General features: G+C 49.8%; 19 protein-coding genes. 16 read left to right on the top strand and 3 right to left on the bottom strand.

Annotated elements, in window-relative coordinates:
• The first annotated feature begins 1 nt into the window (after position 1).
• From IPL44_03585 to IPL44_03525, 13 genes are all read left to right on the top strand, one after another.
• Positions 2 to 1309 carry a glycosyltransferase gene (locus IPL44_03585; GenBank protein ID QQS17355.1) on the top strand — a complete coding sequence of 436 codons (1308 nt, stop codon included), beginning with the start codon at positions 2 to 4 and terminating at the stop codon, positions 1307 to 1309.
• A gap of 77 nt (positions 1310 to 1386) precedes the next feature.
• The gene (locus IPL44_03580; protein QQS17354.1) at positions 1387 to 1677 is read left to right on the top strand and encodes an AtpZ/AtpI family protein; all 291 of its coding nucleotides are present in this window, start codon (positions 1387 to 1389) and stop codon (positions 1675 to 1677) included.
• Positions 1678 to 2484 (top strand): F0F1 ATP synthase subunit A, encoded by an 807-nt coding sequence (locus IPL44_03575; protein ID QQS17353.1) that lies wholly within the window; start codon positions 1678 to 1680, stop codon positions 2482 to 2484.
• 17 nt (positions 2485 to 2501) lie between these two features.
• The gene (locus IPL44_03570) at positions 2502 to 2714 is read left to right on the top strand and encodes an ATP synthase F0 subunit C (protein QQS17352.1); all 213 of its coding nucleotides are present in this window, start codon (positions 2502 to 2504) and stop codon (positions 2712 to 2714) included.
• A gap of 13 nt (positions 2715 to 2727) precedes the next feature.
• Positions 2728 to 3276 carry a F0F1 ATP synthase subunit B gene (gene atpF / locus IPL44_03565; GenBank protein ID QQS17351.1) on the top strand — a complete coding sequence of 183 codons (549 nt, stop codon included), beginning with the start codon at positions 2728 to 2730 and terminating at the stop codon, positions 3274 to 3276.
• On the top strand, positions 3273 to 3662 hold the full coding sequence (locus tag IPL44_03560; protein QQS17350.1) for a F0F1 ATP synthase subunit delta: 390 nt from the start codon (positions 3273 to 3275) through the stop codon (positions 3660 to 3662). Before atpF ends, IPL44_03560 begins: the two co-directional genes overlap by 4 nt.
• 10 nt (positions 3663 to 3672) lie before the next feature.
• Positions 3673 to 5124: a F0F1 ATP synthase subunit alpha gene (locus IPL44_03555; protein ID QQS17349.1), complete on the top strand. Its 1452-nt coding sequence runs from the start codon at positions 3673 to 3675 to the stop codon at positions 5122 to 5124.
• A 75-nt stretch (positions 5125 to 5199) separates the two neighbouring features.
• Positions 5200 to 5688: a hypothetical protein gene (locus IPL44_03550; GenBank protein ID QQS17348.1), complete on the top strand. Its 489-nt coding sequence runs from the start codon at positions 5200 to 5202 to the stop codon at positions 5686 to 5688.
• Positions 5688 to 6569: an ATP synthase F1 subunit gamma gene (gene atpG, locus IPL44_03545; protein QQS17347.1), complete on the top strand. Its 882-nt coding sequence runs from the start codon at positions 5688 to 5690 to the stop codon at positions 6567 to 6569. The genes IPL44_03550 and atpG overlap by 1 nt, the downstream gene beginning before the upstream one ends.
• 20 nt (positions 6570 to 6589) lie before the next feature.
• Positions 6590 to 7978 carry a F0F1 ATP synthase subunit beta gene (gene atpD, locus IPL44_03540; GenBank protein QQS17816.1) on the top strand — a complete coding sequence of 463 codons (1389 nt, stop codon included), beginning with the start codon at positions 6590 to 6592 and terminating at the stop codon, positions 7976 to 7978.
• A gap of 14 nt (positions 7979 to 7992) precedes the next feature.
• Positions 7993 to 8430: an ATP synthase F1 subunit epsilon gene (gene atpC, locus IPL44_03535; protein QQS17815.1), complete on the top strand. Its 438-nt coding sequence runs from the start codon at positions 7993 to 7995 to the stop codon at positions 8428 to 8430.
• Between the two features lie 51 nt (positions 8431 to 8481).
• The gene (locus tag IPL44_03530; GenBank protein QQS17346.1) at positions 8482 to 9480 is read left to right on the top strand and encodes a hypothetical protein; all 999 of its coding nucleotides are present in this window, start codon (positions 8482 to 8484) and stop codon (positions 9478 to 9480) included.
• A 48-nt stretch (positions 9481 to 9528) separates the two neighbouring features.
• Positions 9529 to 10296 carry a 1-acyl-sn-glycerol-3-phosphate acyltransferase gene (locus tag IPL44_03525; GenBank protein ID QQS17345.1) on the top strand — a complete coding sequence of 256 codons (768 nt, stop codon included), beginning with the start codon at positions 9529 to 9531 and terminating at the stop codon, positions 10294 to 10296.
• On the opposite strand, the gene IPL44_03520 is transcribed toward IPL44_03525, so the two are convergent.
• Both IPL44_03520 and IPL44_03515 read right to left on the bottom strand, forming a co-directional pair.
• The gene (locus tag IPL44_03520) at positions 10264 to 11232 is read right to left on the bottom strand and encodes a tRNA-dihydrouridine synthase (protein ID QQS17344.1); all 969 of its coding nucleotides are present in this window, start codon (positions 11230 to 11232) and stop codon (positions 10264 to 10266) included. The two genes, IPL44_03525 and IPL44_03520, sit on opposite strands and share 33 nt — an antisense overlap.
• Positions 11233 to 11950: 718 nt before the next feature.
• Positions 11951 to 15265: an ATP-dependent helicase gene (locus tag IPL44_03515; GenBank protein QQS17343.1), complete on the bottom strand. Its 3315-nt coding sequence runs from the start codon at positions 15263 to 15265 to the stop codon at positions 11951 to 11953.
• Between the two features lie 144 nt (positions 15266 to 15409).
• Between IPL44_03515 and IPL44_03510 the strand changes: the two genes are divergently transcribed.
• Complete coding sequence (locus tag IPL44_03510) at positions 15410 to 15895, top strand: hypothetical protein (GenBank protein QQS17342.1); 486 nt, start codon at positions 15410 to 15412, stop codon at positions 15893 to 15895.
• A gap of 51 nt (positions 15896 to 15946) precedes the next feature.
• Here IPL44_03510 and IPL44_03505 read toward each other — a convergent pair whose 3' ends face one another.
• Entirely contained in the window at positions 15947 to 17074 is a 1128-nt protein-coding gene (locus IPL44_03505) for a class I SAM-dependent RNA methyltransferase (protein ID QQS17341.1), read from the bottom strand.
• Between the two features lie 66 nt (positions 17075 to 17140).
• Here IPL44_03505 and IPL44_03500 point away from each other — a divergent pair, with 66 nt between their 5' ends.
• Together IPL44_03500 and IPL44_03495 are read left to right on the top strand one after the other, a co-directional pair.
• Entirely contained in the window at positions 17141 to 17845 is a 705-nt protein-coding gene (locus tag IPL44_03500) for an ABC transporter ATP-binding protein (GenBank protein QQS17340.1), read from the top strand.
• Entirely contained in the window at positions 17842 to 19134 is a 1293-nt protein-coding gene (locus IPL44_03495) for an FtsX-like permease family protein (protein QQS17339.1), read from the top strand. The genes IPL44_03500 and IPL44_03495 overlap by 4 nt, the downstream gene beginning before the upstream one ends.
• The last annotated feature ends 46 nt before the right edge of the window (positions 19135 to 19180 follow it).

Raw genomic sequence — 19180 nt, 5'->3', positions numbered from 1 at the left:
AATGAAAATCGGTCTTTTTACAGATAGTTATCGTCCAGCCACCAACGGCATTGTCTACGTAGTTGAGATTACGAGGCGTGAACTCGAGGCCCTAGGTCACGAAGTTTATATTTTTGCGCCGGCGGCTAATTTGCGCAATCACGTTATGGAGGTTGACCGCGACGATCCACGCGTGATTCACTTCCCCGCTATCAAAGGCGTCGGGTTTAGCGAGTCTCAATTGTCGCTGTTTTTCCCGCCACGCATTTTGAAAAAGATTCGGGAATTGAAATTAGACGTGCTATATTTCCTGACCACTGGACAGGTCGGTGCGATGGCGGCGTATGCGGCGCGCAAAACTAATGCCGTGTTAGTCGGTCAACATTCAACCGATGTTTATGAATATGCCAAGAGCTACCCATTTTTGACCGCTGTGGCTCTGCCGATGGCTAGCATGATCTTGCCGATGACACTCGAACTGACCCCCGAGCAAAAGAAGCTGTTGGCCAAAGCTTACGTTCCTCCTGTATCGAAAAGCAGTCGCACCAACTCGTCTCTGCCGGCCAACGTGATCGGCGCAACTATCTCAGTCCTTTATAGCGCCTGCGATGCGACGATCGCCCTGAGTCGCAAGTCGGCTAAACAATTATCGATGCTAGCCGAGAAAAATCATCAATCTTTGAATCTACAAGTTATTCCAACAGGGGTGAATGCTTTGCCGGTGGCGAGCGACAAAAAGGTGCAATCTTTCCGGAAAAGTCTGGGTCTGACGCCGACCGACGAAGTGGTGATCTATGTCGGACGTCTCGGCGAGGAGAAAAACCTAGCGATGTTGATCCCGATGATGGAAAAACTGATTCGCAAACGCCCCAACGCCAAATTGGTGTTTGTCGGCGATTTTGATTTCCGCGAAACTCTAGAGGAGATGGCTACCGCGTCGCGGGCGGCTGGTAAAGTGCTATTTGCCGGTCGTTTGCCGCGTGATGAGCTATCGATGGCGTATCAGGCTGCCGAGGTTTTCGTGTTCCCGTCCCTGACCGATACCCAAGGATTAGTCATTCAAGAGGCGGCGCATACCGGATTGCCGCTGGTGCTCTGTGACCCTGATGTTTCGGAATGTTTCCATGACGGCGAAAATGGTTTCCTCGCCAAAAATACGCCGCGTGATGTGGCGGCCAAGATCGCTACGATTTTGTCGGACGATAAATTGCGTGCCAAATTCAGCGCCCATAGCAAACAGCTGGCAGAATCGCTCGGCGAACGGACTCAAACGGAAAAGGTCGTCGCCCTGTTTCGTCGGGCGATGAAAGAAGATCAAGCTCTAAAATAATCGGTCGATTCATAGCCCGTAAATAGCTATATTTTGTGCTTGAAACTGCCTGAAATACCTGCTATGATATATAGGAAATGAGCGAGAAACACATGCCCCCAGAGTCTGTTCGTGCTGCCGAGCGAGGTGTTAAAGTTGATCTAGTTAACGCAATGCTGTCTGCGACCTGCCGCATGGCGATACCAGTTTTTGTACTATTTATGGCTGGTTTGCTAGTCGATGCCTATTTGGTGCAGACTGCCTTTTATGCCATCATCGGCGCAGTTGTCGGGTTTGTGGTGGCTGGTTGGCTAATTTATAAACAGCTGAAAAGTTATCAGAAAAAGTCTCCTGCTACCAAAGAGAAGACTCCCGAGGAGAAGAAATAGATGCACGGTATTTCGATCAAAGCCGAGCCACTATTTGAGATTTTTGGGGTTACGATTACGAATTCGATCCTATTAGGTATTTTGGGCATAGTGATCGTGATCGGTTGGCTAGCGTTTACGGCGCATGCGGTCAAAAAAGATCGCGACGGCTTAGCCCGAAAAGGTTTCTTTACCCGACTGGCGTTGTGGTGTTTCGAGGGGCTTTATAAAACCATTCACGATGTAATTCCTAATAAAAAAGTTGCTCGCCAGGTCGCGCCGTTTGCGATCACGATCTTTTTTATTGTAGCGATTCAATATTACACCGGCGTTTTGCCATTTGTTGGCGAAGCAGTCACCTGGGGCGAGCATGCCCTATTTCGTTCGCAGGCGGCGGATTTGAATTTTACCGTAATGCTAGCGATTATCACGATTATCGCTGTGCAGGTTTGGGCGATCAAGGTACTCGGTAGCAAAGCTAATTTTGAACGCTATTTCATCAACCCGATCAAAGATCCGATCGGTTCATTTAGTGGTCTACTAGAGATCATTGCCGAATTTTCGCGTCTGATCGCCCTGGCAATGCGCTTGTTCGGTAACGTTTTTGCCGGCGAAGTGCTGTTGATTGTCGTCGCCTACCTAGGCCAATATGCCAGCCCGGCGATATTACCGTTATTTTATATCTTTGAATTGTTCATCGGTGGCATTCAGGCCTATGTGTTCTTTATGTTGGCCACCGTTTTTGTTGGATTGGCTGTCGAACACGGCGGTCACCATGAGCCCGATCACTCAGCTGAAGCTAAGCGGATGAGTGAGATAACAACGTAAAAAAGTAAGGAGTAATAATGGAAAGTTTAGCATTTAGTTTGGCCTATGCAATCCCAGCTTTTGGTGCTGCAATCGGCGTAGGTTTGATCGGTTTTGCTGGTTTGAGTGCAGCTGGTCGCAACCCAGAAAAAATCGGTGATATTCGTACCTTGATGGTGCTCGCGATCTCGTTTACAGACGCCCTAGCTATCATCGGTATCATCGTAGCAATTCTCAGTAAAGTAATGTAGGAATCCGTAAAAGATGCAAGAAATTCTCACCCTACTAGCAAATGCGGCCACGAGCGAAGCCTCCGGTGGAATTTTTGAGTCACTGGGCATAGACTGGAAGATTCTGACTCTGCAGGCTATCGCCTTTGGTTTGTTGGTGTTTATTCTCGCGAAATGGATCTATCCACCGATTCTCGCGATGCTTGATCGTCGCGACAAATTGATCAATGATTCGGTCAAAGCCGCCAAAGAAGCGACTGAAAAGTCCGAAAAAGCTGCCGAGGAAATCGCTGCTCAATTGAAAACCGCTCGCGACGAGGCGAACGAGATAGTTGACGCTGCTCGTGAACAATCAACCCAGATGCTGCTCGATAGCGAAAAGGATGCCGAACGTCGTGCCGAGGCTATGGTATCGGCCGCCAAGGCTCAACTAGATCGTGATGTCGAGGCAGCACGCACCATGCTACGGGATGAGACTGCTTCGTTAGTGGCTCTCGCGACCGAAAAAGTCGTGAGTCAGAAAGTCGACAATGCGGCTGATAAAAAGATCATCTCAAAAGCCATCAAGGAGAGCGCCAAGTGAACTCGACCTCTCGTCGCCGAATAGCGAAATTTATCGCTGCTCAATTGGTGGCTGGTGAATCCCCAAAGCGCATTGCCAGGGTGCTGGCGGCTTATTTATCGTCGAATCACCAGATGCGCCAAAGCAATCTAATTATTAGAGACATTGAGACCGAGCTAGTCAAAAATTACCAGCATCTCAGCGTTGATATCACGAGCGCCAGAGCTCTGACGACGGAGACGAGAGATGCGCTAGTTGATATGTTAAAGGCGGCAACTGGAGCGAAAACCGTCGAGCTATCAGAGCGCGTTGACGGCGATCTGCTAGGTGGTGTGATCGTCCGTACCCCAGAGGCCGAAATGGACGCCAGCCTAAAGAAAAAGTTAACGCGCCTACGAGCGATTTGAAAGGAGTAATATGGCAGAATTATCAGTCAAGGAATTATCAAAAGAACTACGCGATGCGATCGCTAACCTAGACGTCAGCGAGGGGCTAGAAAAATCTGGCATCGTCATCCGCGTCGGTGACGGCGTGGCCTGGATTTACGGTCTCCGCGAGGCTGGCTCGAGTGAAATCTTGAAAATCGAAACGATTGACGGCGGCGTGGCCGATGCTTTCGCCCTGAACCTAATGGAAGATGAAATCGGCGCCGTACTCCTAGGCGACGAGAATCAGATCGCCGCTGGTGCCAAAGTTACATTGACTGGCGAAGTTGTATCAGTTCCAGTCGGCCCAGAGCTCCTCGGCCGCGTCGTTAACCCGCTCGGTGAGCCACTCGACGGTTTAGGCGAAATCAAGACCGAACATCGTGGGTTAGTTGAAAAATCAGCTCCTGGTGTCATGGCGCGAAAAGCCGTCCATGAACCACTGATGACAGGTATTATGGCGATTGATACCATGATCCCGATCGGTCGCGGCCAGCGTGAGCTGATTATTGGCGACCGTCAAACCGGTAAAACCGCCATTACTCTCGATACGATGATTAACCAGGCGCGGCAAAACACCGGTGTGGTGAACGTTTATGTGGCGATTGGTCAGAAACTATCAAAGGTAGCTCGCCTGGTCGAGCGACTCAAAGCCGAAGGCGTGATGGAACAAACTATCGTGGTGGCGACCAGTCCAGCTGATCCGGCTTCGATGCTCTACTTGGCACCGTACGCTGGTACTGCAATGGGTGAATATTTCCGCGATAATAGCGAGCACGCCTTGATCATCTATGATGATTTGTCGAAACATGCCGCGGCTTATCGCCAAATGTCATTGTTGCTGCGTCGTCCACCGGGACGCGAAGCCTTCCCTGGCGATGTCTTTTACCTGCATTCGCGTTTGCTCGAGCGTTCGGCTAAATTGTCTGACGATCTAGGCGGCGGTAGCTTGACGGCTCTGCCGATCATCGAGACGCAGGCCGGTGACATTTCAGCCTATATTCCGACTAACGTGATTTCGATTACTGACGGTCAGATTTTCCTCGAGACAGATCTGTTCTATCAAGGTATCAGGCCAGCTATTTCGGTTGGTTTGTCGGTGTCACGCGTCGGTGGTGCTGCTCAGACAAAGGCGGTCAAAACCGTTAGTGGTAACTTGCGCCTCAGCCTGGCTCAGTTCCGTGAACTAGCGAGCTTTGCCCAGTTCGGTTCGGATCTCGATGCCGAAACCAAAGCGCGTATCGACCGCGGTCAGCGCTTGACTGAACTATTGAAACAACCGCAGTATCAGCCTCTCGCCATTTGGCAACAGGTGGTGTCGGTGTCGGCCTTAACGAGCGGTGCGTTTGACGAAGTTCCAGTGGCGAAAATCCACGACGCAGTTGATGCCCTGCTTGCCCGTTTCCAAAAAGACCAAAAAGACGCCGTCAAGAGCCTCAGGTAACGGCGACAAGCCAGACGATGCACTAATCGGCGCGATCAAAGCATTGGCCGAGAAAGTGGCGAAGGAGTTTAACTAGTGAAAGTTCTGTTCGTTTGTTATGCAAACATCGGTCGCTCGCAAACCGCGATGGCCTTGTATAACCATTGGACGAAAACCGATTCTGCAAATAGCGCGGGTACCGGGGTTTATGAAACGAATCCAGAGCAACAGACACTGGGCGAAGTTGAACGACTAGGTCATCATCGACCTAGTACTCTGACTGCTCTATCCGAAAAGTTTGGGATAGATGCTAGTGATTTCGCTCGCCATCAACTAACTCCAGAAATGTTGTCGCAGTATGACTTGGTGGTTAATATTGCCGATCGTGAACAAACTCCAGATTGGTTCAGGGGCGATAATGTTATCTGGTGGCAGGTTCTAGACCTGGGACCTCGTTTTACCGAGGAGCGATTGTGGCAGAACTACGAAATGCTCGTTGATAAAGTGAAACGGCTAATCGATCTCGAAAAATCTGGTGGCGATATCCATGAACTTGACGATAATATTGACGAGGAGCAAGACTAATGGCCTCTGTTCAGCAACTAAAATCACGTATCCGCTCAGTAAATTCGACCAAGCAGATCACCAAAGCTATGCAGCTAGTGGCGGCTAGCAAAATGCGTCGCTCGACGGCCGCAGTCAAAGAAACGTCGGATTACGCGACAGCGGCTCGCGAACTGCTGGCCGATCTGGCGCATGATCGCGATACGATCACGTCGCATCTGATGTTCCAAAATCGTCCGATCAAACGCCGACTCCTGATTGCTATTAGCAGCGACACCGGCCTAGCTGGCGCCTATAACGCCAACGTTTTGAAAGGCCTAGTGGCGGAGCTGAAGTCTGATAATGAACGTCACATTCATACTGATACTCTGACGCTGGGGCGCAAAGTATCGCAGTTCGCCTCGCGTCTAAAGGAAGTCAAAGTGATCGGCTCGTACGAAAAACTACCCGATCAGCCGACCGGACTCGAGATCAAGGCGATCCTGAACGAGGCGATCGACCGGTTCGTTGGTCTAGAATGCGATGCGGTCGATCTGATCTTTACGCGTTTTCACAGCCCGATCAATCAAGAAGTTGTCGTTGAACGGCTACTACCTGCCGGTCTGGCCAGTCAGAGTGATTACGAACAGGTTTCGGGCGAGATCAGCGAGAGTCGTTTCGAGCCGTCGCGCGACGAAGTGCTCGACGCGGTGACCGAGCGATTGATTGAAACGCAGATTGTGCAGGCGCTGCTCGACTCGCGCGCTTCGGAACACTCGATGCGTATGATGGCGATGAAGAACGCGACCGACAATGCTTCTTCGCTGTCGAGCGACTTGACGCTGGCTATGAACAAGGAGCGCCAAGCCGCAATTACGCAGGAGCTAGCCGAAATTAGTGCCGGATCGGAGGCAGTACAATGACCAAGTTAAAGGAGGAAATAATGACTAAAAAACAAGGTGAAATTATCCAGATCGTCGGTGTGGTGGTCGATGCGGAATTTGAAAAAGACGCTTTGCCGGCAATTTACGATGCATTAACCGTTGATATTGATAAACGGACAATTACGCTCGAGGTAGCACAGCACCTGAGTGAAACGACAGTGCGCGCCATTGCCCTATCGAGTACCGATGGGCTGACGCGTGGCGCCAAAGTTACCGCGACCGGCGCGCCGATTTCGGTGCCAGTCGGCGAAGCCACCATGGGACGCATGTTTAACGTGGTCGGTGATCCGATCGACGGTGGCGCAGAACTGCCTGATGTCGAACGGATGCCGATTCACCGTGATCCACCACCGCTGGTTGATCAGTCGAACAAAACCGAGATCCTCGAAACTGGTATCAAGGTTATCGACCTGATTGCGCCGATCGCTAAAGGCGGCAAAGTTGGTCTGTTTGGTGGTGCTGGCGTCGGCAAAACTGTCTTGATCCAGGAACTCATCAACAACATTGCTAAATTTCATAGCGGTAACTCAGTATTTGCCGGTGTCGGTGAGCGTACCCGCGAAGGTAACGATCTCTATCACGAAATGAAAGATTCGGGCGTGCTCGACAAAACTTCGCTAGTCTTTGGTCAGATGAACGAGCCACCTGGAGCGCGTTTACGCGTGGCGTTGACCGGTCTCGCTATGGCCGAGAAATTCCGTGACGAGGGCAAAGACGTGCTATTATTTATTGACAATATTTTCCGCTTTACACAGGCTGGGTCCGAAGTCTCGGCCTTGCTCGGTCGTATGCCGAGCGCGGTGGGTTATCAGCCAAACTTGCAACAGGAAATGGGCGCCCTGCAGGAACGCATTACCTCGACGCGCGAAGGTTCTGTTACCTCTGTTCAGGCGGTCTATGTGCCGGCTGACGACTTGACCGACCCGGCACCAGCCGCGACCTTCTCTCACCTCGACTCGACGATCGTGTTGAACCGGGCCTTGACGGAAATTGGTATTTATCCAGCGGTCGACCCACTCGATTCGAGCTCGACCATTCTCGACCCAGAAATCGTCGGCGACAAACATTACAAAGTTGCTCGCGAAGCTCAGCGTATCCTGCAGGAATACAAAGATCTCCAAGACATCATCGCGATTCTCGGTATGGAGGAACTATCGGACGAGCAAAAGCAAACTGTAGCGCGGGCGCGTCGCTTGCAACGCTACTTCTCGCAGCCGATGCACGTGGCCGAGATCTTTACCGGTCAACCAGGTGCTTATGTCAAACTGAGCGACACAGTTGATGACGTGGCGGCGATCCTCGATGGTAAATTAGACGCCAAGCCAGAAGATTGGTTCTATATGGCCGGCGCACTAAAAGACAAGAAAGATAAGCCGGAGAAGAAATAATGGCTACCCAGCCAATGCTACAACTGCAACTCATTACCCTACTCGGCCAAAAGATGGACGAGGAGGTTTATGAGGTAATTTTGCCGACTACGATCGGTGAGATATCGGTTTTTCCTGGCCATGAGCCGCTAGTTAGTCTAGCAAAAGCTGGTGTAATTGCAGTGAGACGGCAAAAGACCGATCCCGACACGGCACTAGAGTATTTTGCGACCAGCGGTGGTATAATTGAGATCGATCCTGGACGGGTAAGAGTGCTAGTCGACGAAGCTGACCATGGTGATGACATCATCGAAGCCGAAAGCCAAAAGGCGCTCGAACGCGCGCTCCAGATGCGTGACAATGCCGCTGATCAGGTCGAGCTAGAGAAAGCTACGCAGCTGATCGATCGCCATCAGACTCGTCTCAAGGTGGCTGGACTACGTCGCCATCAAACGCGAACCAGATTCAAATAAACTATTAACGAGGAGAGATATACGACTAACCCAAATCAAGGAGGCTTTACTATGCCCGAAGTAGAAACACGGCCAGACATCAACATCGTTCGTCTGGGGCGGCTCGGTGATTTATTAGATGATCCATCCGTAGCTACCGGCTCAATCGGACCAGATAACGATAGCGAGACAGAAACCAATAGAGCTATGATGATGCGCGGCGAGATTGTGCGCTCAGATGCATCGAAATATTATCAAAAGCTCGAAAATCTGCAACGTCTCGTTCAATCTTGCGTTGATGGTCGCAGCCCAGATGAGCTAGGCGAACTGACAGCCAACGGCGCGGGCGGCTCGATCGGACTTTATTTTATGCTGCTCGGTACTGGTACGGTTGATACGATGCCAAATTTTGCACAGCGCATGAAGGACGCCGGTTTGCCGCTCGGGGCGCATGACGATGATCAAGGTCGTAACAGCGGCTGCGGCGCGAATGATAGATTGCTCGACATTTTGCAAAAGATGCAGGACGCGCGCGGATCAATTGCGCAACTACGTACCGGGCTAGGCTACGGTGCTAGTACAACCGACATGGATTATCTAGCAACGGTTCAATCAATGATGACGCCATCAGCAGATTCTGACAAGTCGGCTGGCGATCTGGCGCAGGAGCGAACTGCTGCATTAGAGGAAGTCATGGAGCATAAATCCACACATCTCATTGATCAGCACGGTGAGATTGCCGCCCTTTGGAACTCTGGTCGTGACAAAGCAACCTTGAACCGATCAGCATTATCGGCAATGGCGAGAGACGCCGATCTCCATAAAGACGACGGCACGGAAATGGAAATCTTTAACGTTGACGCCTGGGCTTTTCATGATACGGCGATGATGACATTGCAGGCGCGTTATGGCGCTGAGTTTGACGCCAAGGGCGTTATGATCAAGGATCCTGTGGCGGGCAAACCGAGCGAAACTGAAATTACGCAGGCTATCGATTTTCTAATTGACTATAATCTCGCAACGGTACTAGTCCTCGGCAATGAGAATCTCGAAGTGCTTCATCGCCAATAATATTTTGATCAGTGTCTTGTCTCTGTTATAATATAGATTACTATAGTTATGAGAGAACGAGACCCAAATGTTGCGGCCTATGTGAGGAATTACCAGCGGCTATATCCAATGGCTAGGTTGGCTGTGAATGTTTCTAGACGTCTCAATGTTACCGGGACGGAAAATATACCGGCTGGTCCTGCGGTGATAGCGGCCAATCACAGTAGTATATTTGATCCGTTATATTTGGCGCTAGCCTATTACGAGGAAACACAAGAACCTTTGCGGTTTTTGGCGAAAAGAGGTTATTTTGATGGCAAAGGTACTGATGATAAAGGAAAATTTGGTCAGGTAGTCAAATTTGTGATGAACGCCACGGGTCAAATCCCAGTTGATCGTGGCGGACGAGGCAATGGCGGCGCAGCACTCGATGCTGCCGTGCAGGCTTTGACTAATGACGAACATGCAATCGGGATATTCCCCGAGGGAACTTTGGCTGAACCGGGCAAACAGGCGCGATTCCATGCCGGGGCGGCGCAGATCGCCTTGCGAGCCAATGTACCACTCGTGCCAGTAGCGATTACGCCAGATCGTGATACTAACGGCGAGCTGAAACCAGATGGTTGGCTATCAGCTATAAACGTGAGATTCGGCGAACCGGTAGATACCGAATCGCACAGTAACGGCTTGCACCATATACACCAATCGGCCGCAGAAGCTAGATTTGTCACCACTGATTTAGAGGCTAGTTTGGCAGCGCTGACTGGTTACACGCGAACCGGAGCATTTGCAAAACCAGGTGAATTACGGCGCCGTCATAGTCGCCGCCAGCGCTGATGCAATAATGGCGCGAGCTTCGTTGGTAGTTGTCGCCTGTATCAATTGCTCGCGCATTTCCTTGGCACCGGGAAAATCTTTGACATAGATTTTGAAAAAGCGTTTCAAGGGATCGAATCTGCGCGACATATCGATATTATATTGATCAAACAAATCTAAATGGATGCCTAGTAGATCGAGGAGTTCCTGTTGGTCATGGGTTCGCGGCTCTTTTTCAAACGCAAATGGATTATGAAAAATGCCGCGTCCGATCATGATGCCATCAATACCGGGATGATCCTGATGCAATTTCATTCCCTGTTGTCGGTCGGCTATATCGCCGTTTATGGTCAGTTTCGTGTGCGGAGCGATTTGGTCGCGAAGTGCAATGATGTCGTCGATCAAGTCAAAATGGGCTGGAACTTTGCTCATTTCTTTTTTGGTGCGTAAATGAATCGTCAGATTGACAATGTCCTGTTGCAATAGAACCGTGAGCCACTCGCGCCACTCTTCTACGGACGTATAACCGAGACGAGTTTTGACACTGACTGGCAACCCGGCGGTTTTAGCGGCGGCAATCGAGGCAACGGCGATATCGGGTTTGCGGATCAAGGCCGAACCGCCCGATTTGACGGCCGATTTCGCGGGACAGCCCATGTTGATATCGATACCGTGAAAACCAAGTTCGAGGCAATGCGCCGCCAGCTTTTCCATATCGCCTGGTTCCCCGCCCCAGATCTGGGCGACTAATGGATATTCATCGTCAGCCTTGACGAGACGATTGCCGATGGCCTTTTGGCCAGCGTGCACCCAGCCGGTCGCATTGGTGAACTCGGTGAAAAATACGTCGGGTGCGGCGGCCTGTTTGACGACGTGACGAAAAACAACGTCCGTTACGTCTTCCATCGGCGCCAAAATAAAAAATGGCTGCGGCAAATCATTCCAAAAGTTCATCATATATATTGTACCAGAAAAGAAAATAGCCACCTGTGGCGACGGAGCGAAGCTCAAAACGTTTACAGGTGGCTCTATGACAGAGTCACCTAGGTAACTCTGTTGTCGGGCCGGAGCCGGACGGATCACGATCTCCCTTGTTAGGGAATCGACTGGCGCGCAGCACCAGTAATTCCGTGCACTCCTTCTGGCGCACTAGAACCTGATCCGCCCGACTCGGCTGCTCCGGACTTGCTGCGACGGGGGGATTGCCGCTAGCAGTTTACGGAGCTCTTCCGGGATGGGACTCCCGGAAGTTTTTGCCTCTCATCGAGGCGAGCTTCGGCGACAAAAGAAAGAGTTTTACACATGCGTTATCTACCGCGTGTCGAGGATTTTACCCGTCTCACCATTGAGACTATACCTGACCGGCAGCATTTCTGCTGTTGCATTGCCACCTTATGAAACAGGTAGCTAACTCTATTTTTGTCGCCCGCGCACTTTGGCTATCTACTAGGGCCGATTACTCGTCCCATTCGAACCTCCGCCGGAGTCTCGGATAGAGATCCCTTTCGGGAAATCATCCAGAAGACTATCGAGTGTTGACGCCTAAACGTCCAACGAGGATTTGCACTTCTGCACCCCGTCGCTGACACTCCCGCGTGCGCTGAAAACCACGATTCTTTGCTGTGCCTAGTCAGACTCAGTTCAGAACATGTGTAAAATCTTATCACATACTGTATCAAATGTCAATACTATTTGAGTAATAAAGTCTCAAAAAGTCTTCAAATTCTAGAATTCCCTTGTAATCTGCCGAAAATTGACTGATGTCGGGTAGGTCTAGCGTCATAATGAACCGCCAGACAGCGTGGATGATGTTCACAAAGTCGTCCATATCTACCTCGCTATAGTCGAGTTCGAGCCGTCTAATCTCGCCGTCTACCGGCTCGACGAACTCCAATACGCCGCGTTCCATCGTATAATTTTTGAACTGTGAGGATCGTTCAACCAATAATTTATAGAACAGTAACTGGCGACGATACCTGTGCAGTTTGATCTTTTCGTAATCGGTTTTACCCTTCCACGATAGCGGCGCTTTGCCAGTTTTGTAATCGGTAACGATCAGGGTTTTGTCGTCTTTGTCGATGTCAATCAGGTCAAGTTTGCCGGTGAGGCGCGCCTCGCCTATCATGATATTGTCACTATAGAAATCGAATTCAGTCATTTGGGCAGGCGTGAAGCTCGAAATGCGTTGGTCGTAAAATACTTTTAGATCGTCCAGACCTTTTTGTAAATAGAACTCAAAATCGCGATCGCTCAGTGATTCGCCGCGTAGTATGGTCTCGAAATCGCCTAGGACATCCTCGAGCGGTTTAGCGTGGCCATGGACGGTCAAGTGAGTATGGCTGCGTTGCAGGGTGGCGTGCATGGCTGTGCCAAAAACCAGCGGCGCGGTGCGAGCACTCGGGAATTTTAATAAACTCTGCATCAAAAAGCCCTGCGGTCCGCCGTCGGGAATATCGATAAAGCGGTTTAGGTCGGTAGCGCTGAGTCGATAGCGTGCTAATTTGTCCGATAGCGTATCGAGCAAGGTTTGACGTTGGTCGGTGCCGGTGGTGCTAGTTAGAGCTGCGTGCCAGGCGGTTTCTAGCTGATCCTCGAGTTCCGGAATGGTCGGCTCGGGCAACGATTCGACAGCTATAGTGTCGTCGTCAATGATGTATTCTAGCGGCAACAACGGTTTGCCGGTCGGGCTGAGCTGATGCGAGCTAATGGTCAGTTGACGTCTGGCGCGAGTCATCGCCACGAATAACAAGCGTAGTTGTTCGTCGCTACTATCACCAGCTGGCTGAAACGGCATATTACCAGGAAAAGTAATCGACGAATTATTACCGCGTGATTTCTGTCCCCACATGTTTGACGAAGCATTGACGATATAAACGCTATCAAATTCCATGCCTTTGGCTTTGTGTACGGTCAGTAGATTTAGCCGATCATGACCGCCGATAGCCGTCACGGCGACGAGGCGCTTGCCGAGTGATCGGTAGGCATCAATTAGGCTCAAGAATTCGTAGAGTAACGGATTAGAAGTGTTGTCTGGGCGATAATCGCGCAGCGCGTTGCGCAGGGTGCTGATGTTCGATAAAAATGTTAAATAAGCCGTCGGATCACCCGCTAGTCGCTCCTCGGCAAAGAAATATTTATAAAGTGGCGAAGTAAAGCTTTCATCGGCTGCAGTTTCATTGCCAAACAGCCAATCGAGCATGGTTTCGAGCGGCGTATGGTGTGAAAATGCGCTCATTTTAATTATCCATTCGCCGATAGCTTTTGTTTGGTCGGAGTATTCTAGTAAAATTTCTAGCCAGTATTTATGATCGCGGTTGGCGGCTAGACTGATCTGCCAAATGTCCTGCGGAGATAATTGCCAGGCTGGATGGCTGAGCAGCTCGGGTAGCAATGTGTCAACCATATCATCTTCGCGGCCTGCCAGGCTGATCACCACGCGAACTAGCTGTTCAAGGGCGACGATAGGTTCGCTGGCCAGGACGTCGTTCTCGCGTTCGTAATTGACTGGGATATTAGCTTTGGCTAAAAATGGCAACAGGCTAATTAGGTCTTTATGTTTACGCGCGATCACGGCAATATCAGCTGGGCTGCGTCCGGCCTTTATCTCCTGCTCGATCATCGAAACGAGATTGGCGTTCTCGTGCTCCTCGGTGTTGGCTAGGACTTGGCGGACGATGGTGTCTACCGGTTTGGCGTCGATCAATTGCTTTTCAAAACCTAGGCTGGTGCTGAGTCGTTCGCCGATCTGCCCGGCGACATTGCTGGCGGCGTCGAGGATATGACGACCACTACGATAATTGTTAGTAAGAACGATCGGGTCAGAATCAGGATAGGTGTCATGGAACGACATGATGTTCGAGATGTCGGCACCTTGGAAACGAAAGATAGCCTGATCGTCGTCACCCACCACCATGACATTGGGATGATTATCGAAATCGGTTAGGTTTTTTAATAGACGCATCTGGCTGTCGTTGGTATCCTGAAACTCGTCGACTAGGATATATTGGTATTTTTCCTGTAGATCCGCCTTGAGCGCCGGAGAGGTTTCGACGGCTTGGATGACGCGCAAGATCATGTCGTCATAATCGTAGAGTTGATGGACGTCCATACGCCGCAGATATTCGGCGTACACACCGCTGACGGCGGCGAGGATCTCGGTTCTCGTCTGGTCTTTAAGGACGTGTTTGCCTTTGTCGTTCGTCTCTAGATTGGACTTTTTCCAGGCGGTCAGAGAGTTGGTTTTGCCTGAGGTCTCGGCGTCTTCAATGGCGGATTTGAAACTATTTACGATGACTTCGGCGAGCGGTGGTTCGTTCACAAAACTCAGTTGTTTGTAGTCAGACACTATAGTTTCGAGATCGTTTAGGACGGAGCTGGCAGCATCTATAGTCTTTTTGGTAATACGTTCGGCAAAAATTTCGCTAATGATCGGACTAGCTTGGCGGCAAAAAGCTAGGTTTTGTTCTAGTAAAAGATGCATTTCCTCGGGCAATAGACCAGCGCGTTTGATGTCGGAAATCGCCCTAGTGACCTTGTCCAAATAGGTGAATTTATCATTGAAAACTTTGGTCAGCGGATTGGAATGCGGCAGTCCGGCTAGGATTTCCTGAACCACTTGACCAGCGGTCAATTCATCGGCAGGTTTAAAAATTGCCCCGTTATAAAAATGCTCGCTATGTCGGCTAATGATTTCCGAGCCTAGACCGTGAAAGGTGTTGACGGTGACCTGGTAGGCGGTTGGGCCAAAGATGGCGGCCATACGCTCTGTCATGTTAGCGGCGGCGGATTCGGTAAAGGTCAAACATAAAATACTGCTAGGATCGGTGTCGGTTTGTCTCAAGATGTTGCCAACGCGCATGGCGAGCAGCTGGGTTTTTCCGGTGCCCGGACCAGCGACCACGATAACTGGCCCGTCGATTTGGTCAACGGCTAGACGCTGCGCCTCGTTGAGACTTCTGTAATTATCTAGAAACTTTGTATCAAAACTCATTGCAACTATTTTACGCTATTATAGGGCTGTATTCAAAATCTAAAACTCTCACCTCGGGTGACGTGAGGCGGGGCAGCCCCCGAGGAGGTTTTGACGGTTCAATCCTTCTTTACTTTACCCGCAATTGGTAGTAAAATAAGTGTCATGGAGCAGGTCTTTGAGGAATTGAGTTTAGAAAAATATATCAAACAGGCATTTGGTCTCACGCTAGAGATTAAATCGACTATTGCCGATAAATTACCGGTTGGACCTGGCACGACTGCCAAAGTGTTTTTATCGAGCAAAGGCCTGTTATTTGCCATAATCGTAGGTCAGAAAAATACAACGCTCGGCGATATCAAAAAGATTGTATCGAGAATGAACCTGCGCGCCGAGCAGCTGATTCCGCCGCGCGCTGATCCGCACTATTTTGACTTAATTGCGGAGAGGAAATTTCGTGAGGTTTTCCCTGGTCGCGATAATGTGAAAGACAGCGACTTGGCCTTTTATCGCACTTTGGCACCTTATAATCCGGCACTGATTCAGATCGCGGAGGTGGTTGACGGGACCATCAAACAATACGACCGCGATGCGGCGACGAGCTGGCGTCCGAGTGTCAAGTTTGCCTATCGACGCATCCGAACGAGCTAGTTTCGTTCTAATACGACCAAATTTTCAATATGTGGCGTTCGTGGAAAGAAATTAAACGGCTGCACCAGTGTCACATGATATTTTTCGAGTAGCGGCGCAATGTCGCGCGCTTTGAGTAACGGGATTGCACGACAAATAAATAATTTGAGGCGGAGTTGTTTCTAGTAAACGATCAACCACGGTTTGATGTAAACCGGCGCGCGGCGGATCGAGGATGATAGTCGCATCGCTGGCAATGTGTTCGAGTGCTTGTTCGCTCTTGGCATGAATAGGATGAATGTTTGTGGCCTTGGTCGGAATGTTGCGGAGCATTTCATCGAACGCGCTTTTATCGGTTTCGACCAGTCTCAATTTTCGATCGCGGGCTATCGACAAACCGATCGTACCGACACCAGCATACATATCAATGACATGGTCGGTTGTGATATGTTTTGCGATTTCCTGGAGCGCCAGTTCATAAACGGGCAAATTAATCTGGAAAAAGCCGTTAGGCGAATAGGAATAATGGTAGCCGAGCACGTTGTCGGTAAGGAGATTCATTGAGGGGTGTGGTTGATGCTTTTCAAACAATGCGCTCGATACATCGCCAGATTGATTGCTGCGGACGAGTAGCGACTGATAACGCCTGGCTTCGCCGCCTTCTCTGTTTAGCTTTTCGACGATTTGACTGGCTCTCGCAAAAATTTCTGGTCGCTCGATCGACGATTGACTAATCGGAGCTTTCTGATGAGTGCCGCGCAGATGAAAAGCGAGTGAAATTAATTCCGTTTCATTATCCCACCATAACGAATACTCCATTTTGTTGCGATAATGATAGAAATTGTCATCGGTAATAACTGATACTGGAGCGTCGATATCGATATGGGATAATGCGAATGCTTCTTTGACTAATGTACTTTTGAGGTGTTGCTCGACTGCAAAATTCATGATTTGCCACGGACTAGTCGATAGGTATGCCTCGGAATCACGCGGTTCGATTCGATCTGGACTAGCTGTGATGACTTCGGTCACAATACCTTCGGCGTAGGACTTTTTGAGTTTGGTTAATTGAATAGTAACCGTTTCGCCCGGTAATCCTCCCCAGACAAATACTTTTCGTCCGTCCGGCAGTTCACCAATAGCTTGGCCACCGCCAACAATTTTGTCTAACGTAATTGTTTCAGTACTGAGCTGCTTCACCTCTCTATTGTATCATCCATGGTACAATAGAGGTTGAATGTTCGAAAAGGAGGGCTAGAAACGATAATGAGCGAAACAACTATTATAAAGACAACGAATTTGACCAAAGTATATGGCAAAAAGTCGGCAGCATTCACGGCACTCGATAATGTCAATCTAGATATCAAACGCGGCGAATCGGTGGCAATTATTGGCAAGAGCGGCTCGGGCAAATCGACCTTGATGCATTTGTTGGCCCTGCTCGATAAACCAACTTCGGGTACGATAGAAATTAGCGGCAAAGACTCGACAAAGCTAAAAAATCGCCAGATCAATCGTCTGCGTAATCGTCGTTTTGGTTTTGTCTTTCAACAGTTTTTCATGAATTCGCGCGATTCAGTACTGAATAACGTCATGCTTCCCCTCAGAATTGCCGGCATAAAACCGTCTGAACGAAAAAGACGCGCACTCGAAGCTCTCGAGATTGTTGATCTAGCTGACAAGGCCAAAAGCCGTGCTAATGATCTGTCGGGTGGACAGAAACAGCGTGTGTGTATCGCGAGAGCTCTCGTTAATAACCCGGCCGTGATTTTTGCCGACGAACCGACGGGTAATCTCGATTCGACTACCGGTAAACTGGTCGAAGACCTGCTGTTTAGTCTCAACAAAGAGAAAGACATTACGTTGATCATAGTGACACACGACGAGGATCTGGCGAATCGTTGCCATAGGCAAATTCATATCAAGGATGGACAGTTATTAGCCGAACCGCGGAAAGGAGCAAAAAAATGAAATTCTGGGATATTGTGAGGGGCGCTAACTCAAATCTATTGCGTAACAAAGGCCGCTCCTTTCTGACGATTTTGGCTATCTTTATCGGCTCGTTTACTATCATCATGACGACGGGCGTTAATAATGGCGTTAATACCTATATCGACAAACAAATGAATAGCGCAGGCGGCGAAGGCTACTTAGAAATTATGCGTGCATCAACGACAACGAGTGGCCTCAGTGGCATGAGCAACGAAGTCCAAGAATACAGCGCCGAAGACGAATCGATGGCATCGTTGATCATTACCAGCAAAGATATCGACAAGATTCGGGCGGTTGATGGTGTGGAGTCTGCCAAGATGTGGGCTATGTTGCAGGCTGATTATGTGACGAGTCCTAACACAGACAAAAAGTTTACGATCGAGGTGGCTACCTTGCCGAGCGATACAATTAATCTGGATATGGCGGCCGGTCGTGCCGTTGACATCGATAGCGCCACTCCGGAGATCGTTATTGCCGACAAATATGTGAAACCTCTCGGTTTTAGTAGTAACGAGGACGCGGTTGGCAAAAAAGTCAAAATTGCCGTTACAAACCAAATTAGCGGCGAAATGAGCGAAGTTGAACTGACCATCAGTGGTGTTACTAACCCTAGTGTTATTGGCATGGGTCGCAGCTGGGTGAATGATCGAGGTAGCCATGCGCTGAGCGATCGAGTACTCGCAGGTATGCCGGCCGAATATAGAAATCAGTCCTACTTTGCCATGGCGCAGCTAAAAGATGATTGGCTGAGCGATGAGAAAACCCAGCAAGTCAAAGACGATCTGAAAGATATGGGCTTTACCGCTATGACGGTTGAGGATCAGGTCGGTATAGTCAAAACGTTCTTTGACGCAGTGACGATGATACTGACTATCTTTGGTGTCATTGCCTTACTGGCGGCGTCGATCGGTATCATTAACACGCTATTTATGGCGGTCCAGGAACGCACTCGCGAAATTGGCCTCATGAAAGCTATGGGTCTAGGACGCGGTAAGATCTTCGCGATGTTTTCGTGGGAGGCTGTCATGCTCGGGTTCTGGGGCGCAGCGCTCGGTGTTGGTCTCGCCTATCTCATCAAGGTGATCATCAATCCTATAGCGGCTGAGACATTCCTGAGCGGATTGCCAGGCTTTACCTTGATAGAGTTTAACCCGGTTACATTGACTGTCATTGTAGCGATCGTGATGACGATTGGATTCTTGGCCGGCACCTTGCCCGCCCGCCGCGCGAGCAAAAAAGATCCGATCGAAGCTTTGCGTTACGAGTAGGTTCTATCAGTTACTAGAAACGCCCTTTCATAGTGGAGGGCGTTTT

This window comes from Candidatus Saccharibacteria bacterium, assembly GCA_016699895.1.
Taxonomy (GTDB): domain Bacteria; phylum Patescibacteriota; class Saccharimonadia; order Saccharimonadales; family Saccharimonadaceae.
This window is presented reverse-complemented; position numbering and strand designations above follow the sequence as displayed.

What these genes read in the sequence shown, in the direction of transcription:
- IPL44_03555 (QQS17349.1), top strand. Translation starts at nt 3,673, where the DNA reads ATGGCAGAATTATCAGTCAAGGAATTATCAAAAGAACTACGCGATGCG.
- IPL44_03585 (QQS17355.1), top strand. Translation starts at nt 2, where the DNA reads ATGAAAATCGGTCTTTTTACAGATAGTTATCGTCCAGCCACCAACGGC.
- IPL44_03530 (QQS17346.1), top strand. Translation starts at nt 8,482, where the DNA reads ATGCCCGAAGTAGAAACACGGCCAGACATCAACATCGTTCGTCTGGGG.
- IPL44_03575 (QQS17353.1), top strand. Translation starts at nt 1,678, where the DNA reads ATGCACGGTATTTCGATCAAAGCCGAGCCACTATTTGAGATTTTTGGG.
- atpC (QQS17815.1), top strand. Translation starts at nt 7,993, where the DNA reads ATGCTACAACTGCAACTCATTACCCTACTCGGCCAAAAGATGGACGAG.
- IPL44_03515 (QQS17343.1), bottom strand. Translation starts at nt 15,265, where the DNA reads ATGAGTTTTGATACAAAGTTTCTAGATAATTACAGAAGTCTCAACGAG.
- IPL44_03570 (QQS17352.1), top strand. Translation starts at nt 2,502, where the DNA reads ATGGAAAGTTTAGCATTTAGTTTGGCCTATGCAATCCCAGCTTTTGGT.
- IPL44_03580 (QQS17354.1), top strand. Translation starts at nt 1,387, where the DNA reads ATGAGCGAGAAACACATGCCCCCAGAGTCTGTTCGTGCTGCCGAGCGA.
- IPL44_03510 (QQS17342.1), top strand. Translation starts at nt 15,410, where the DNA reads ATGGAGCAGGTCTTTGAGGAATTGAGTTTAGAAAAATATATCAAACAG.
- atpG (QQS17347.1), top strand. Translation starts at nt 5,688, where the DNA reads ATGGCCTCTGTTCAGCAACTAAAATCACGTATCCGCTCAGTAAATTCG.
- IPL44_03520 (QQS17344.1), bottom strand. Translation starts at nt 11,232, where the DNA reads ATGATGAACTTTTGGAATGATTTGCCGCAGCCATTTTTTATTTTGGCG.
- IPL44_03525 (QQS17345.1), top strand. Translation starts at nt 9,529, where the DNA reads ATGAGAGAACGAGACCCAAATGTTGCGGCCTATGTGAGGAATTACCAG.
- IPL44_03495 (QQS17339.1), top strand. Translation starts at nt 17,842, where the DNA reads ATGAAATTCTGGGATATTGTGAGGGGCGCTAACTCAAATCTATTGCGT.
- atpD (QQS17816.1), top strand. Translation starts at nt 6,590, where the DNA reads ATGACTAAAAAACAAGGTGAAATTATCCAGATCGTCGGTGTGGTGGTC.
- atpF (QQS17351.1), top strand. Translation starts at nt 2,728, where the DNA reads ATGCAAGAAATTCTCACCCTACTAGCAAATGCGGCCACGAGCGAAGCC.
- IPL44_03500 (QQS17340.1), top strand. Translation starts at nt 17,141, where the DNA reads ATGAGCGAAACAACTATTATAAAGACAACGAATTTGACCAAAGTATAT.